This window comes from Thermotoga caldifontis AZM44c09, from assembly GCF_000828655.1.
In the GTDB taxonomy this organism is placed as follows: Bacteria; Thermotogota; Thermotogae; order Thermotogales; family DSM-5069; genus Pseudothermotoga_A; species Pseudothermotoga_A caldifontis.
In genome coordinates this window covers 195,960-211,326 of the sequence record NZ_AP014509.1, presented here as the reverse complement: position 1 = coordinate 211,326, position 15,367 = coordinate 195,960, and the positions used below count along the sequence as shown (strand labels likewise).

At 48.8% G+C, this 15,367-nt stretch carries 16 protein-coding genes; 15 read left to right on the top strand and 1 reads right to left on the bottom strand.

What is annotated here, in order from left to right:
- Positions 1-39: 39 nt before the first annotated feature.
- The gene (locus TSP01S_RS01040) at positions 40-939 is read left to right on the top strand and encodes an AraC family transcriptional regulator (RefSeq protein WP_144380599.1); all 900 of its coding nucleotides are present in this window, start codon (positions 40-42) and stop codon (positions 937-939) included.
- A gap of 206 nt (positions 940-1,145) precedes the next feature.
- Here the strand turns inward: TSP01S_RS01040 and TSP01S_RS10340 are convergent, their stop codons facing one another.
- On the bottom strand, positions 1,146-1,316 hold the full coding sequence (locus tag TSP01S_RS10340; protein WP_144380598.1) for a zinc ribbon domain-containing protein: 171 nt from the start codon (positions 1,314-1,316) through the stop codon (positions 1,146-1,148).
- Between the two features lie 164 nt (positions 1,317-1,480).
- Here TSP01S_RS10340 and TSP01S_RS01035 point away from each other — a divergent pair, with 164 nt between their 5' ends.
- The 14 genes from TSP01S_RS01035 (at position 1,481) to TSP01S_RS00965 (ending at position 15,356) form a co-directional block, all read left to right on the top strand.
- Positions 1,481-1,681, top strand: coding sequence for a nucleotidyltransferase domain-containing protein (locus TSP01S_RS01035; RefSeq protein ID WP_231848576.1), 201 nt, complete (start codon positions 1,481-1,483; stop codon positions 1,679-1,681).
- A 200-nt stretch (positions 1,682-1,881) separates the two neighbouring features.
- On the top strand, positions 1,882-3,651 hold the full coding sequence (locus TSP01S_RS01030; RefSeq protein ID WP_041075715.1) for a GmrSD restriction endonuclease domain-containing protein: 1,770 nt from the start codon (positions 1,882-1,884) through the stop codon (positions 3,649-3,651).
- 315 nt (positions 3,652-3,966) lie between these two features.
- Positions 3,967-6,591, top strand: a complete 2,625-nt coding sequence (locus TSP01S_RS01025; RefSeq protein WP_041075713.1) for an FtsX-like permease family protein — start codon at positions 3,967-3,969, stop codon at positions 6,589-6,591.
- Between the two features lie 12 nt (positions 6,592-6,603).
- Positions 6,604-7,296: an ABC transporter ATP-binding protein gene (locus tag TSP01S_RS01020; RefSeq protein ID WP_041075711.1), complete on the top strand. Its 693-nt coding sequence runs from the start codon at positions 6,604-6,606 to the stop codon at positions 7,294-7,296.
- Positions 7,297-7,620: 324 nt separating this feature from the next.
- Complete coding sequence (locus TSP01S_RS01010; RefSeq protein WP_041075707.1) at positions 7,621-8,556, top strand: tripartite tricarboxylate transporter substrate binding protein; 936 nt, start codon at positions 7,621-7,623, stop codon at positions 8,554-8,556.
- Positions 8,477-9,031 carry a tripartite tricarboxylate transporter TctB family protein gene (locus TSP01S_RS10410; RefSeq protein ID WP_082021617.1) on the top strand — a complete coding sequence of 185 codons (555 nt, stop codon included), beginning with the start codon at positions 8,477-8,479 and terminating at the stop codon, positions 9,029-9,031. The genes TSP01S_RS01010 and TSP01S_RS10410 overlap by 80 nt, the downstream gene beginning before the upstream one ends.
- A 12-nt stretch (positions 9,032-9,043) precedes the next feature.
- A complete protein-coding gene (locus TSP01S_RS01000) occupies positions 9,044-10,534 on the top strand; it encodes a tripartite tricarboxylate transporter permease (protein ID WP_041075703.1) in 1,491 nt (496 codons plus the stop codon).
- A 2-nt stretch (positions 10,535-10,536) separates the two neighbouring features.
- Complete coding sequence (locus TSP01S_RS00995; RefSeq protein WP_041078265.1) at positions 10,537-11,166, top strand: bifunctional 4-hydroxy-2-oxoglutarate aldolase/2-dehydro-3-deoxy-phosphogluconate aldolase; 630 nt, start codon at positions 10,537-10,539, stop codon at positions 11,164-11,166.
- Positions 11,150-12,055 (top strand): ROK family protein, encoded by a 906-nt coding sequence (locus TSP01S_RS00990; protein WP_052463435.1) that lies wholly within the window; start codon positions 11,150-11,152, stop codon positions 12,053-12,055. Before TSP01S_RS00995 ends, TSP01S_RS00990 begins: the two co-directional genes overlap by 17 nt.
- 168 nt (positions 12,056-12,223) lie before the next feature.
- Positions 12,224-13,069, top strand: coding sequence for a MurR/RpiR family transcriptional regulator (locus TSP01S_RS00985; RefSeq protein WP_041075701.1), 846 nt, complete (start codon positions 12,224-12,226; stop codon positions 13,067-13,069).
- A gap of 288 nt (positions 13,070-13,357) precedes the next feature.
- Positions 13,358-13,597, top strand: coding sequence for a sulfurtransferase TusA family protein (locus tag TSP01S_RS00980; protein ID WP_041075699.1), 240 nt, complete (start codon positions 13,358-13,360; stop codon positions 13,595-13,597).
- A gap of 15 nt (positions 13,598-13,612) precedes the next feature.
- Complete coding sequence (locus TSP01S_RS00975) at positions 13,613-14,611, top strand: YeeE/YedE family protein (protein ID WP_041075697.1); 999 nt, start codon at positions 13,613-13,615, stop codon at positions 14,609-14,611.
- A gap of 25 nt (positions 14,612-14,636) precedes the next feature.
- Positions 14,637-14,993 carry a DsrE/DsrF/TusD sulfur relay family protein gene (locus tag TSP01S_RS00970; protein ID WP_041075695.1) on the top strand — a complete coding sequence of 119 codons (357 nt, stop codon included), beginning with the start codon at positions 14,637-14,639 and terminating at the stop codon, positions 14,991-14,993.
- A 9-nt stretch (positions 14,994-15,002) separates the two neighbouring features.
- Positions 15,003-15,356 carry an intracellular sulfur oxidation protein gene (locus TSP01S_RS00965; protein WP_041075693.1) on the top strand — a complete coding sequence of 118 codons (354 nt, stop codon included), beginning with the start codon at positions 15,003-15,005 and terminating at the stop codon, positions 15,354-15,356.
- Positions 15,357-15,367 lie beyond the last annotated feature (11 nt).

Sequence of the window (15,367 nt, the reverse complement as noted above, 5' to 3'; positions counted from 1 at the left end):
AAGGGGTAAAATTTCAACAGAAATGAGATGAAAGGAATCGTGGGTGAATTCGACCACGTTCGGAAAAAGCTGATTGAAAGGATTTTACACCTCACAGAAAAGCAGCCCGTGGTGAGGCCGCTCCCTGGTCTGACTGTGGGCAGGAGAGAGTCCCCTACAGAACCCTCCACTTACATCCTTCCACCATCGATATGCATCGCTGTTCAGGGTGCAAAACGCGTTCTCATTGGAGAAGAGTACTACGTTTATGACGTGGAGAATTTTCTTCTCAACTCCTTCGACGTTCCCGTCATTGCCCAGGTGATAGAAGCCTCTAAGGAAAAACCTTATATCGGCATGACCTGGGAGATAGACATGGAGATCGTCATGGAGATCGTTGTTGAGCAGAAACTCAATACAAAACCAATCACATCATCCCGCGGTACATCGCTGGGGAAAGTCACTCATCAGCTCCTGGACGCATTCAGAAGGATGCTGGATCTCCTCGATGAACCGGAACACGTTTCCGCACTCCTTCCCGTGATAAAAAAAGAGGTCATCTACAGGCTCCTCGTGAGCGAACAGGGCTCGAGACTCATCCAGATCGCGTTGTCTGGAAGGAACGATGTGGTAACAGCACTGAATTATCTGAGAGAACACTTCAGCGAACCCGTGAACATGAAGGAGCTTGCAGAGATGGTGGGAATGAGTGTATCGAATTTTTACCACAACTTCAAGACTCTCACCGGCATGACTCCTCTTCAGTACCAGAAGAAACTTCGGCTGTGCGAGGCAAGAAAGCTCCTCATGGCAGGTCAAGACGTCACAACCGCAGCTTACCAGGTGGGATACGAGAGCCTCTCTCAGTTCAGTAGAGAGTACAAAAGATTCTTTGGTATATCTCCTTCACAGGATGCGAAGAGATTGAGGAACGGTCGCTTAATGGATGTGGTTCACTGAGGATCGGCAAAGAGAGGCTTTTGAGAAGATCCTTGTCCTATTCGTGCAGTAGCTGGAAATTGGTATGTGTCCTCCTGTCGTGACATTACACCTCTACTTGAGAAATGGAAGCTTGCTCAACCTCGCGAAGGGGTGAGCACCAGGCCGGTTGACAGCTCATCCTAAAAGTTTCTGGGAGTTGGCCTCCTGGTCTTCGATGAGTGCTTTTAAAGCCGTGCATGGTCTGGTCTGTTGTCTTTTGAGACGTGACCGCACACAGAGCAGGTTTGAGAGGTGTAGTTGGGGTCGATTTTCTCAGGTTGGACGCTGTAGTGGAGCTTTTTTCCACAAAGCTTCCACCGTTCTTGGAAGATCGGTACGATTCTGTCATCCTCCAAGAAATGTTCATAACACCTTCATGTTTTCCAGAGGCAGGGTTTGTTTTTGATGCTGTGAGCAGGATCCTGTCATTACCTTGAAACCATGTTATCATTTTCCAAGAGTAAAAATCGTTTGACAAAATCTGATATTTTTTGTGGCCTGGGTTTAATGGGATTTTTTTGTGACCGTCTGGGGTGGGGGATGGTGGAAATACTGTCGGAACTCAAAAAAGAATTTCGAAAAGCTTGGTGAGGTAAAGGTCGTTCTGTTCGATCCTTGTGCGAGGGACGATGCAAGAGAAGAGTCGGATATCGATGCTTTTGTGATACTGGACAGAGATAGTTCTGGATGCGAGCGCTTATTCGAGGAAGGAGTGGGATAGATACAGGAAAATCCTTCCTTTTCTCGTCAACGTTGAAAAAGAAGGTGTGATTGTATGGAAGAGCAAGAGAGTGTCTTGACGACGCAAAACTGCTTTAGAAAAGTGAATTTGAGCCTCGAACTCGAAAACATAGGAATAAGGGCTTTGACCAGTTCGGGAATGAAGAATCTATCCCTTTCAGGGGATTGGGGGGAGAAATCGTGAACGGTCTTTTGTTTAAGAAGGTAGATTACAGTGTAGGTGGACTGCTGGAGAATATCGATAGCGGTGAGATAGGTCTTCCTGATATTCAACGGCCCTTTGTTTGGGATACAACCCGTGTACGTGATCTGTTCGATTCTATGTACCGTGGCTATCCCATCGGAACGCTTCTTTTCTGGGAGAACGGTTTCCCTGGTGAACACCGCACTATTGGAACAGGCACCAAGCAGAGAATACCTCGTCTGCTCGTTGTGGACGGTCAACAGCGACTCACTGCCCTCTACGCTGTGATGAAGGGTGTGCGAATTGTGGATAAGAATTTTGATCAAAAACGTTTGAGAATAGCTTTTAACCCTCTGGAGGAAAAATTTGAGGTCACCAACACGTCGATAGAACGAGATCTCAACTGGATAGCTGATATCAGCATCCTGTGGCAGGAAGGCTTCAGGCTATACGACTTCATCTTTGATTTCATGAAAAGATTGGAGGAACGCCGTGGTCTAACTGAGGAAGAACGGCAGCGTATTCCTCGATCCATTCAAAAGCTGGTCAACCTCGTCAATTATCCAATGACCGCTCTGGAAATTTCCGCCAGTGCTACAGAAGAACAGGTTTCTGAAATCTTCGTTCGCATAAACAGCAGAGGTCGTACACTCAATCAGGCCGATTTCATCCTGACGTTGATGTCCGTTTTCTGGGACGAAGGCCGTAAAGAGCTGGAAGAGTTCTGCCGGCAGGCTAAGAATCCACCCTCGGATAACCGTCCTTCACCCTATAATCCATACTTCAAACCTCAGCCAGATCAGCTACTGAGAGTCGATGTGGCAATGGCTTTTCGTCGTGCCCGATTGGAACATGTGTATTCCATTCTGCGGGGCAAAGATCTTCAGACCGGTGAATTCTCTCCTGAACGTCGTGATGAACAGTTTGATCGCTTGGAAGAAGCACAGAATGAAGTTCTCAACCTGCAAAACTGGCACGACTTTTTGAAAGTTGTAAAACGCGCCGGATATATCCATCCCAATCTTATTACCTCTGAAATGGCGTTAGTTTACGCTTACTCCCTCTGGCTCATCGGCAAACAGGACTTTGGTCTGGACCAGCACACCCTTCGCGATTTGATGGCGCGATGGTTCTTCATGAGTTCGCTCACCAGCCGCTATTCCTCTTCTGCTGAAACTCGTATGGAACAGGATCTCGCATTGATACGAGGCTGTTCCAGTTCAGAAGAGTTCGTTCGGACACTGGAACAGGAAATATCGGCGGTCCTAACAAACGATTACTGGAACGTCACGCTCCCCAACGAACTGGCCACAGCTTCCGCTCGCAGCCCGGGTCAATTCGCCTTTTTTGCAGCTCTCTGTTTGCTCGATGCTCCGGTGCTTTATTCATCCATGAAAGTTCGTGACCTGCTCGATCCCACATCACAACCGCACAGATTAGCTGTGGAAAGACACCATCCCTTTCCACGCAAATACCTTGAAAAACTGGGCATCAAAGATAAACACGACATAAACCAGGTTGCCAATTTCGCACTGGTAGAATGGCGCGACAACGTTGATATAGGAGATCGCCCTCCCTCAGATTACGCACCCGAGTATGAACGTCGTTTTCCACCCGAGAGACTCAAAGAAATGTACTGGTACCATGCCCTGCCCGAAGCCTGGTACAACATGGGTTACGGGACATTTTTGGAAGAGCGCCGACGCCGAATGGCAGAAATCATTCGAAAAGGATTCGAGAGTTTGAAGTTAGAATTGGCAGTGTGATTGAAAAGCTGGATATCTTCCGTCCGAACGAAATGGCGTGTCGGTGTTTTTGTTGTCGATTCCAGTGCGACAGATGATGAATTTGATTCCAATTTAATATCATCGCATCCTTCGTTTACAGAACCAGGCAAAAGGCACATTCACTCAGGCCTTTCAAGAAAGGTTCCCCAAACTGTGTCTCTTGCAAAATTGTTCGATCGTGCGTGGTTCTTCGAAAAGTGTTCCGATCCGTCTCTCGGGTCGAACGATGTCTGCTCCGGTTCGAGAGTAAAACCTTTCGAACGATGATAGAATCTAATGAGGAGTTATGAAGCCGTGACGGAATCGATCTTCAAGATAGCCTTTCGAAACTTCAGGATGCACATCAAAACTGCGCTGGTGCTCATCGTCGGGATCGGCGTTCCTGCGATGCTCATAGTCGGTGGTCTTTCCATAAACGATACGATCGCAAACTGGATCACTTCGAGCTTCTCGAAAAACTTCGATCCCGCCGATGCCTTCGTCGAGAACAGAAGGAACAACATCTTCATGAAGATGGCCCTGGACGAACAGGTTGTTTCTTCCCTGAAAGATTTCCCTGCCGTTGAGAAGATCCTTCCCGTTTCAGAAACGCTCGGCAGGATCGAGTTCGGTGAGAAAGCTTTGGATTGTCTGATCATCGCACTCAGGCCCGAAGATCTTCAAAGCTTTCTGGGAGAGAGGATCGAACTTTCTGAAAGAAGGGTCATCGTTTCGAAAACGATCGCAGACTTTCTGAACCTCTCCAGGAACAGCGAGATCATCCTCAACATCGGTGCGGGTGAGGAACGATTCGTTGTTGGAGGGATCGGTGAGGAGGGCTTTTTGAACTTTCGCGGTGAGAACCTTCACTACGCTGGAACCGTCTTCGTTCACTTAGACGATCTTTCCAAATTTGTGAATTTTCCTACGAGGGTGTATTTGAATCTGCACGGTGAAATAAAGGAACACCAGCTGATAGTCGACGAACTGAGAAGAAGTTTGAACGTGAGAGCCGTCGCAATGAAAGCCAACTTGCTGAATTCACCGGCCACGAAGGCTCTGGGTTATCTGACGATCGCCTTCAGCGGTTTTTCCATTCTGGCGTCCTTCGTTTTGGTCTATCTTTTCGCTCAGAGTTTCGTCGAAGAAAGGACCACGGTCATGGCGACTTTGAGAATACTGGGGATGAAGACGCACCACGTAGCCGCAACCCTTTTGATAGAAGGTCTGGCTTACCTCATCGTGTCTGGAATCTTCGGTGGAGCGCTGGGCATCTTCCTGGCGAGGTACTTGCTGAACAGATTTCTGGCAACGACCAGCGTTTTCAGTGCCGGCTTTGGACCCGTCTTCAACGATGTTAAGCTCCACGTTTCTCCACTCACGGTGTTTCTCGGTGTTTCGGCCGGCCTGATCGTTCCGGTTTTGATATTCGCAAGAAGGATCCTTCAGATAACGCGAAGATCTCCCGTACAGATGCTCTCAGCTTTTCAATCAGAACCGCGCAGCTTCACGTTTGGAAAGTTCAGAAGAATCGTCGGTGCGGGAATGTGTGTTTTCGGCATCGTTCTGGCCATCACATTGAAAAGCTTCTGGCTGTTCGGTCTGCTCTCCATCTTCGTTGGAACGTTCCTGATTTTCTTCCATCCGGCGGTGAGCTTGGTGCTTGGAATCGTCGCGATCGTTTTGGTGAGTTATTCGGCTCCGGGTGAAGCTGTCAGCGGATGGGAGATTCTTCAGAGGGGAGCGGTTTTCTTCGTCGGAAGCTGGTTGATCTTCATATACGCGATCGTGTTGATGAGGAAGTTTTTATCCAAATCGCTCGTGAAAACATCTGTTTCAAGCTTCATAGCGCTCTCGTACGTTGAGAGGAACTTGAGAAATTCTTTCATCATAGCCTCGATGTTCAGTTTGATCGTCTTCGTCATGACCATAGTCGTGACGGTCCCGCACAACGTTCAGAACTTCGTTCAGGACCGGTTGAAGAACGGCCTTTTCGGCTACGACTTCATGGTGGTTCGAAACCCGTTGAAACTGATCTTTTCAAGAAGCGAAATCGAAGTTGCGGAGGGCCTGACGAGCCATTCGAGGGTCTACATCGCGGAATTCGAAAACGATCTGATAGCCTTCGTCGATGAAAATTTTTTGAAGAGCGCACTGGTGCCGTTCGAAACGAACGAAGAGTGGCGTGAAAGATTGCTCGAACCTGGCAAGGCGATCGTTGGCTTTTCCCAAAAGGGAGAAGCCTCTAACTTGGTCGGTAAGACGGTCACAAGGAGGGTTAAATCTCCTTTCAGAATAGGCGGAACGAGAGTGATGGATTTTGAGATCGTCGATGCCTTCGACATGCGGAAGGCGATGGTGCCGGTCAAGTACGTTGCGTCGATCAACAGTATGCCGAAGGAAGTTCGTGTCATACCCGTGTTGCTCGCCAAGATCGAGCCTCAGAAAGTCGCCGAGGTGAAGAAATTTTACAGCAAGCTCTTCGACTTTCCGATCTACATAAACGAAGAGCTCAACAGGCTCTTCACCGGAATGAACATGCTCATTCAAACCGCGATCGCGCTGCTCTACTTCGGATTGATAAGCGGTTTCAGCGGGATCGCTTTCCATTCGCTCAGGAGCGTCATCGTCAGAAAGCGTTTGATCGGCACCCTCAGGGCCGTCGGGATGTCCAGCAGGAGCGTTTCTGCAGCTTTCATCCTCGAAAACATCGTCATAGCGTCTCTCGGGATCGTGGTTGGATGCTTTGCAGGTTATTTGGAATCGAGGGATGTTTCAAAATTGATCTTCACCCTGTTCGGTTCTGGAGAATTTTCGTTCCCGCTTTCGAACTTTTTGATTCTGCTTGCAGCCGTCTACGCCGTCGTGGTCGTTGTGGTGTCGCTTCCGATCGTTTTGACGAAGAAGAGCCCGGCCGAGGCTTTGAGGGCACCAGACTGAGGAGGAAGGAACGTGATAGTGGTCAAGAACCTTTGGAAAGTTTACGGAAAAGGTGAAAAGAAGGTCGAAGCCCTCAGGGGCGTGGACTTTCAGATAGAACAGGGCGAGTTCGTGGCGATACTCGGTCCGTCGGGTTCTGGAAAGACGACTTTGCTGAACTGTCTTTCGGGCATCGATTCGCCCACCGAGGGGGAGATCTTCTTCGACGGAGTAGAATTTCACCGTTTGAGCGAGGAAGAAAAGACGAAGTTCAGGGCGCAGAACATGGGCTTCGTTTTCCAGTTCTTCAATTTGATACCGGTTCTGACTGTCCTTGAAAACGTCGAACTGCCTCTGAGGATCCTCGGCCAGAAGGGAAAGAGCGTGACGGTTAGGGCGCTGGAAATGATCAAGAAGGTGGGGCTTTCTGGAAAGGAGGACAAGTTCCCATCGCAGCTTTCCGGTGGAGAGCAACAGAGGGTTGCCATCGCGAGGGCTTTGGTTCACAATCCCAAGATCGTGTGGGCGGACGAACCGACGGGCAATCTCGATTCAGAAACCGGCGCGGCGATCATCGAACTGCTCGAAACGATCCGCCTCGAAAACAGAACCACCCTGGTGGTCGTCACCCACGATGAAAAGATCGCTCAGAAGGCGGACAGAATCTTCGTCTTCAGGGACGGAAGGATACTGAGAACAATCAAAAAAGGTGAAAGCTCAGGCTGATGCGATCAAAACCTTCGCGGTGTTTTTCAGAGCGGTTCATCGTCTCGATGTGATTTTCCTGATCGTTTCTGAATCTACCAGCTTACTTTTTTTTCATCTGTTTTCCAGAGCGTGTTCTCGATATCTGAACATGTTTTTCAGAGAAAATCAAAGCAACGGAGAGAAAAGAAAAGTTCCCCACGAAATATCTGTGAAAATCATTCTGATCTGCGGGATTTCTCTGTCCATCTGCACTTGAAGTGTGACGCACGATGTGATATTTTTGAAGCAAAAGCTTCCAAATGGTTTTCCATTGGAAGCATTTACTCCAAAGGAGGTTTTACTATGAAGAGACTTCTGGTGGCTGTCTCGCTGATTCTTGCGACCCTGCTTCTTGCGGCCTATCCCGACAGACCCATCACTTTCATCATTCAAGCGGCACCTGGTGGGGCATCAGACATGGTGTCAAGAACCATCACAGCCATCGCACAGGAAATCTTGAAGGTACCAATCAACTGCATAAACATCACGGGCGCGTCTGGGGCAATTGCGATGAAAAGACTTCAAACCAGCAAACCAGATGGCTACACGATGGGGTACGTGCCCGTTGAGCTTTCGATGCTCAAAGCTCTGGGATATGCAGACTTTGGACCAGAGGACTTTGACCTACTCATGAGAATAATGGTGATACCTGCGGCGGTTACCGTCCGGGCTGATTCGCCGTGGAAAACGATCCAGGAATTCATTGAGTACGTAAAGGCTCATCCGGGCACCGTCACAGTGGGTAATGCTGGTCCTGGTTCCATCTGGCACATCGCTGCGCTCAGTTTCGAGAAGGCCACAGGTACAAAGCTTGTCCACGTGCCGTTCGATGGTGCAGCACCTGCGGTTGCAGCTCTGATGGGAGGACACATCACTGCCGTCACCGTCAGCCCGACCGAGGTCAAGTCCGGTGTGGAATCAGGTCAACTGAGAATCCTCGCCGTGATGAGTGATGAAAGGTCTCCACTCTTCCCAGATGTACCGACATTGAAAGAACTTGGTTATGACGTTTTGGTAGCGGCATGGGGAGGCCTTGCACTGCCCAAGGGTGTAGACCCAGAGGTTTACAAAATACTCGCAGATGCGTTCAAAAAAGCGTATGAAAGCGAGACCTTTCAAAAATTCCTCAGAGATAGAGGTATGACACCGGCTTATCTCGATGGTGAGAAATTCAAAGAATTCGCCATATCGCAGTACAACATGTTCATGGAACTCATCCCGAAAGCGTTGGGTAAATGATCCTCCGGCTGCCCCTTCTGGGGCAGCCTTCAACGTTGAGGTGACGAAGATGGGTGACCTGTTTTTCTCACTGATTTCAATCGCTTATTCAATATTTCTTTTTGTGGAATCTTCGAAGTTACCTGAAGGCATTGCCAACATGCCAGGACCTGGCTTTTTCCCCAGGTTGGTAGCTTTCATAATTCTCGTTCTGTCTTGTTGCCTTTTGATCTCGAGCCTTTGGAGATTTTTCAAAAAAAGGAAATGTCCCTCTCTTCAAGGGGAATGGATCCAGACGATATCGACTATCCTGTTCATTCTCTTGTATGTTCTGTTTTGGAATAAAGGAAATTTTCTGCTCAACACCTTTGTCCTGTTGTTTTTGATTCAAGTTGTTACTGGTTGGAAGTGGTACTTCGCATTGATTGGTTCTGCGGTTCTGAGCATCAGTGTTTTTCTGTTATTTGGAAAGATCTTTCACGTGCTCTTCTTCTGAAAGGGTGATCGCATGCAACAGTTCATTCAAGGATTCTTCCAAGCCATTGATCCGCGGGCCGCAATTTATCTACTCTTGGGTACCTTTTCAGGACTCCTTATCGGGACTCTTCCAGGACTGACGGCCACGATGGCAGTCGCCATACTCACACCCTTGACCTTTTGGCTGCCGCCGAACCAAGGACTCGCAATGCTCATAGGAGTGTGGAATTCTGCCATCTTTTCTGGTGGGATCTCCGCGATTCTGATCAACACACCAGGTACTCCCGCTTCAATCGCGTCGACCTTCGATGGTTTCGCACTCACCAAGAAAGGTATGGCTGGTCTCGCGCTCGGTATAAACGTCGTCTTTTCGTTTGTCGGTGGAATCTTGGGTGTCCTCGCGTTGATCGTTGTTGGCTTTCCTCTGGCGAGGTTTGCCTTAACTTTTGGGCCCGCAGAGTATTTCACTCTCGCGATCTTCGGACTTTCGACGATGGTAGCCGTTTCCGGCAGATCCATACTCAAGGGAATGATTGCCGGATTTTTGGGTTTCTCGATCTCGCTGATAGGCCTTGATCCCATATTTGGCTCCGAAAGATTCACCTTTGGTAGGATGGAACTTTTGAACGGTATCTCGTTCATACCTGTGATGATTGGTTTGTTTGGAGTTGGTGAGGTTTTCTACCAGATATTCTCAAGAAGGCAAGTTGTTTCAACAGGCACGCAACCAGTAACTCAACTTGGAAGAGTGGTACCAACCTTCAAAGAAATAAAGGATCTCACACCTGTGGCACTCTTGTCGGCCCTGATAGGAATAATCATAGGTGTCATCCCGGGAGCAGGTGCTGACATAGCCGGTTTAGTGGCATGGGATCAAAGTAAGAGAGTTGCAAAAAAGCCGCAAGAGTATGGACAAGGCTCTCTTGAAGGGCTGACCGCGTCAACTACCGCAAATAATGCCTGCCTTGGCGGGGCTCTCACGACGATGATGGCGCTCGGCCTTCCAGGAGATGCCGTTACCGCTGTTTTAATAGGGGCTTTCATAATGTACGGTGTGCAGCCCGGACCGGTCATGTTCAGGGACAACGCAAGCTTCGTCCATATGGTGATAACCCTCATGGTGCTGGCAAATATCGCCTTTCTTGCCGTGGGCTTCTTCGTTTCAAAGATTCTCACGAAATTTCTCTCCTTGCCGCAAAGTTTCATTTGGGCAACGATAATCATTCTGTCCCTCGTTGGAAGTTACGCAATTAACAACAGCGCGTTCGATCTTCTGATTGTGTTCATCTCAGGCGTTGCTGGGTTCGTTTTCAGATTGCTCAATGTGCCACTCGGACCAATTGTACTTGCGTTGATACTGGGTCCAATGGCAGAGGCCAACATGAGAAGAGCTTTGATTCTGAGTCGGGGCAGTTTTACCATTTTCTTCACAAGGCCGATTTCTTTGGTGTTGATAATTCTCTCAGTTATATCATTGTTGACATCCACTTTGAAGAAAAAGGCGACGAACGGAGGTAGATGATCTTGTTAGAAAAACTCCTTGAAAGCAAGATCTTGGTGGTGATCAGAGGTCTCAACGTGAAGGAATCGATAGATCTCTGCCACATACTTTCGGAAAACGGTGTGAGCTTTGTGGAGGTCAGTTTCTCGGATGAAGATGCGCCTGATGTGCTACGTGCTCTGAAGTCATCTTTCGATGGAAAATTGTTCCTTGGGGCCGGAACGGTTTTCGAAGAAAGAACTTATTACGAAGCGTTGGCGGCCGGGGCTCATTACGTGTTGAGCCCGGGTCTGAGTTGGAAAGTGGCGGAGCTGTCAAAGAGAGATCGAATATCTTACATACCGGGAGTTTTCACATCGACGGATGTTCAGAGTGCCTTGGGGTTAGGTTTCGATCTACTGAAGCTTTATCCAGCGGATCTGAACTTGCTCCGATCCTACCGCGGGCCGTTCCCAAAGGTGAGATTCGTGCCCTTTGGCGGCATCACGGATGTAAATGTCGCCCAGTATTTTTCTTCTGGTGCATCCGCAGTTGGCATAGGCTCCTACATAGCGAACAAAGAACTGCTGAGGGAGAAAAGGTTCAAAGAACTGGTGGAACGTGTCAGGAAGATAAAGCAGATCATAGGTGGTTCGAATGGACCTGTGTGTTGATATCGGTGGTACCAAAACGTTCGTCGCCGTCTTTGATGATGATAGTATCACTCCGCGTGATGTGGTGCAATTCTCCACACAGTCTCACAGAGGTTTTGAAGATTTCCTGAACAGGCTGGTGAAAGTAAGCAAAGAGCTTCTCGGTGGCAACCGTCCAAAAGTTTGGGGTATTTCCACAGCCGGAGCCGTTGATGAATACGGCAATCTCTTGTGGTCGCCGAATTTGGGCTGGAAGAATCTTCCTTTGAAAAAGGTCGTCAGCGAGATCTTCGGTGACAGTGGGGTTGTGGAAAATGACTGCAATGCTGCCGCTTATGCTGAATCTTGGGTGCGACGATCTGAGAATCTGGCTTACGTGACCGTGAGTACTGGTATCGGCATGGGGTTGGTCTTGCGAGGAAAGGTGTTTCGTGGATCACATTCTTCGGCCGGAGAGATAGGCCATACTATCGTGGAAGAAGAAGGTCCTGTGTGCAGTTGTGGCCGTAGAGGTTGTCTACAAGCGTTGTCTTCAGGCAGAGGTTTGGAGAATCTTATTCAGTCGATAACGGGAGAGAAACTGTCCTGCGAAGAGATACTTCTGAGGGCACGGAACGGAATAGAACCGTACCTCAAGGTGGTTTTGCACGGTGCACAGGTTTTGGCAAGAACTTTGACCAACATCGTCGATGCGCTTGATTTACAGGTCCTTGTGCTCGGTGGTGGACTGACAAAGAACGAGTTTTACGTCGGCAGGGTGCTGAAGTACGTTCAGCAGAACTATTATCGTCCGCCGGGCAAAGTGGTCTCGTTGGAACTTTCTAAGGTTGAGCCGAATCCGGGCGTCGTAGGTGTGTTGCTGATGGCTCGCGAAATCTTCAATGGGATAAAAGGTGACACCGGTCGGTAAGTTTTTTGAATCAACGAAGATGTTTCAAGTCGGGAAAATCACGTTCGACGAAACTTCCGCCTGTACGTTATCAGAAAAAGAATCGTTGTAACACAGGAGTACTCAATGATCGGACCGAGTCCACAGAGTGGTTCCGAATAGATCCATAAGCGGAGGTGTTCGAATTCTATGGACGTTGACGAATACAAAAAGAAGATCCAGAAGGTGTACTCAAAGCTCACGAAGAGCCAAAGAAGGATCGCTGAGTTCATCATCGACAATCCGTCCAAGATCACGCTGATGAGTGCCGATCAACTTGCCAAAGCGTCTGGCGTTGGCGAGGCGACTGTTATAAGATTTGCTCGCGCCCTTGGTTATCGCGGGTATTCCGATATGAAAGAAGAATTTCAGCGTGCGTTGGTTAACAATCTCACATCTTCTAAGAAGGTTGAAGAGGGTTTAAAGACAGTTTCACCTGAGTCTGTACTCGAAGAACTCGTGAAGACGCACCAAGCGGTCTTTCAAAGTATGAACATATCGGAGATCACCAAGAGGCTGAAGAATGCCGCGAAAATCATCTCTGAAGGGAACGACGTCTATGTTTTCGGAGAAGGTGCCGCTCTGGTGCCTGCTTTAGAACTGTCTTTTTGGCTGAACAGGTTTGGCAAAAAAACCTGGTTGTTCAATACAACGGGTCGTTCTTTCTTTGAAAACATAGTGAACATACGTGAAAACGATGTTTCCATCGGCTTTGCTTACAGGAGGACCAATTTTGAGCTGAGAATACTGTTCTCGGAAACTCACAAGAGAGGAGGGAAGAACATACTGTTCACAGACAAGCCACTGAGTCAGCTGAGTGAGCTTGCAGACGAAATCATCGTCACAGATCGTGGAGGAATAGGTAGCTATCGTTCGATGGCCATACCTGTCATCATGTCTGACGCTCTGCTTTTTGAGTTTGCTGCCATCAATGGGGCGAGTCTCGAGAACCTCAGAAACCTCGAAAAGATCCGCAAAGAGTACGGCTTTGAGTGATCCTGAACGATTTAAAACCGACAAGAACCGTTTTGAATCATCGTTTTCACAAAAGACATCCTCTCTCGAGATGCGTTATAACCAGTCTTGACCTTTTCCGAAAGTCCACTCTACCTTATCCCTTCGTGGGTTCACGATGGCCTGATGCCGGTTGAAAGCTTGGGTGGGCAACCTTCGTGTGCTTGCAAGTTTTACCAAGTCGTAATTAAAGTCAACAATGACGAAAAGTGGTAATGTTAGTATTTTTCTGGAAGATTGAGCATTTTTTCACAAGAGGAGGTGTGATGTATGGCGAAGTATCAGGTTACGAAGAGTTTGGATGTTAGAGGAGAAGTTTGCCCGGTACCAGACGTTGAGACCAAGAGGGCTCTGCAGAGCATGAAGCCAGGCGAGATCCTCGAGGTGTGGATCGATTATCCGATGTCCAAGGAGAGGATCCCGGAGACGGTGAAGAAACTCGGGCACGAGGTTCTGGAGATCGAAGAAGTCGGTCCGAGCGAATGGAAGATCTACATCAAGGTGAAGTGAGGAGGTGCAGATGTTATGGTCTGGACCGGACTAATAATCGGAATCATATTCGGTGTAATCCTTCAGCGCGGTAGGATCTGCTTCAACTCGGCTTTCAGAGATGTTTTGATCTTCAAGGACAACTACCTGATGAGACTCGCAGCCCTGACCCTCGCTCTTGAATCCATCACGCTTTTGATCTTCGCTCAGGCTGGCATCATAACGCTCGCGCCCAAGCCGCTGAACTGGCTGGGCAACATCGTTGGTGGATACATCTTCGGACTTGGCATGGTTCTTGCCGGTGGCTGTGCGTCCGGTGTTACCTACCGTTCTGGTGAAGGTATGACGACGGCATGGCTTGCGGCCCTGGCCTTCGCTTTGACGGCGCGTGCGACACAGGGTGGTCTGTTCTCGAACTGGTTGAAATGGGTGAACCAGTACAACATAACGGTCGATGGCACAAATGCGGTGTACGCTAAGAAAATAGGTCCAACCATCGCGACCGTTCTTGGAATCAATCCGTGGATCGTTACGATAATCTTCGCCGCACTCTTGATCTGGTACGCCTTCGGCGTGAAGAACAAATCTGAAAGATCTTCCAAACTGAACTGGATCGCTGCGGCAGTTCTCATAGCGATACTCGCACCCATAGCTTGGTGGACGAGCGCGAAGACGGGAAGGAACTACGGTCTTGGAATCACCGGCGGATGGATCAACCTGATCTCGGTCTACACAACCAACGCGAAACTGAACTGGGAAGGTGCCGAGATCATTGGAATAATCATCGGTGCTGCCATATCTGCCGTTGCGGGCAAAGAGTTCAAACTGAGAATGCCGAAGAACCCACTGACCTACGTACAGGTGCTCGTTGGAGGATTCCTCATGGGTTTGGGTGCCACGACGGCTAATGGATGCAACATAGGCCACTTCCTGACTGGTGTTCCAACGCTGGCGATCTCTTCGATAGTTGCGTCCATCTTCTTCATCCTCGGCAACTGGACGATGGCTTGGATAATGTTTGGAAGGCAGAAGTGAAACTTCAAGAGGAGGAAAAACTATCATGAAGATTGGGATCCAGGTGATGGTGCCGCCTTACACGTACGAAGACCTCGATACCGCGATGAAGATCGCCGAGGCGGCATTGGAAAAGGGCCACGAAGTCACGCTGTTTCTCTTCGCAGACTCTGTCATTTGTACCAACAAGAACATCAAGCCGCTGAGAATAGATCGAAACATTCCGCAGAAGCTCATAGAGATGTCGAAAAAAGGCAAGTTCGAAGTTCACATCTGCGGTATATGCATGGACTACAGGGGTATAACACCGAACATGATAATAGAAGGCTCGAAGCCGAGTGGACTGCCTGAGCTTGCGAACCTTATCGCCACTTGCGACAGGTTCATAAGCCTTATGGCTTGAGGTGAGACCATGAAAAAGCTGCTGTTCGTGGCGTATCAATCACCGGTTGGAAGCATCTGGGTAAACGAGGCGTTCAGGACTGCTTTCGGAATGTACGGAGAAGATCTGGAGCCGAGCGTGCTCTTGATCGAAGAAGCTTCTGTGGCACTCTCGAAGAACACGAAACCTGAAAGGCTCGGTCTGCTGCCGCTGTCGATCTGTCACAAATACATCAAGAACTACGGAACGAAGGTTTACGCAGTCAAGCAGCACCTTGAGAAGTACAGGGTGAAGGAGCTGGATGAGAACTTCGGAGCGGAAATAATAGACGAATCCAACTTGTCCGAGTTCTTGCACAGCTTCGACTACGTTATCTTCATGTGAGGTGACGCAGG